The 812-nt window shown below is 63.1% G+C and carries 1 protein-coding gene; it reads right to left on the reverse strand.

What is annotated here, in order from left to right; genetic code table 11:
- A partial coding sequence (locus tag GCWU000342_RS09790; protein ID WP_006907296.1) for a TCR/Tet family MFS transporter occupies nucleotides 1-812 on the reverse strand: 812 nt, incomplete at both ends.

Consider the following 812-nt stretch of genomic DNA (forward strand, 5'->3'; position numbering starts at 1 on the left):
CTACCTGCCTGGACAGCATGGCCTGCAACGCGGGCATCCCGATGCCGCCGGAAGCGAGAAGAATCATAATGGGGAAGGCCATCCAGCCTCGCGTCGCGAACGCCAGCAAGACGTAGCCCAACGCGTCGGCCGCCATGCCGGCGATAATGGCCTGCTTCTCGCCGAAACGTTTGGTGGCGGGACCAGTGACGAAGGCTTGAGCGAGGGCGTGCAAGATTCCGAATACCGCAAGCGACAGGCCGATCATCGTCGCGCTCCAGCGAAAGCGGTCCTCGCCGAAAATGACCCAGAGCGCTGCCGGCACCTGTCCTACGAGTTGCATGATAAAGAAGACAGTCATAAGTGCGGCGACGATAGTCATGCCCCGCGCCCACCGGAAGGAGCTGACTGGGTTGAAGGCTCTCAAGGGCATCGGTCGACGCTCTCCCTTATGCGACTCCTGCATTAGGAAGCAGCCCAGTAGTAGGTTGAGGCCGTTGAGCACCGCCGCCGCAAGGAATGGTGCATGCAAGGAGATGGCGCCCAACAGTCCCCCGGCCACGGGGCCTGCCACCATACCCACGCCGAAACAAGCGCTCATGAGCCCGAAGTGGCGAGCCCGATCTTCCCCATCGGTGATGTCGGCGATATAGGCGCCAGCAACCGCACCTGTGGCGCCGGTGATGCCGGCCACGATGCGTCCGGCGTAGAGGATCCACAGGACGGGTGTGGTCGCCATGATCGCGTAGTCGATAGTGGCTCCAAGTAGCGAAGCGAGCAGGACTGGGCGGCGGCCAAAGCGGTCGGACAGTGCTCCGAGAACGGGTGCGCAT

The organism is Shuttleworthella satelles DSM 14600, assembly GCF_000160115.1.
GTDB classification, from domain to species: domain Bacteria; phylum Bacillota; class Clostridia; order Lachnospirales; family Lachnospiraceae; genus Shuttleworthia; species Shuttleworthia satelles.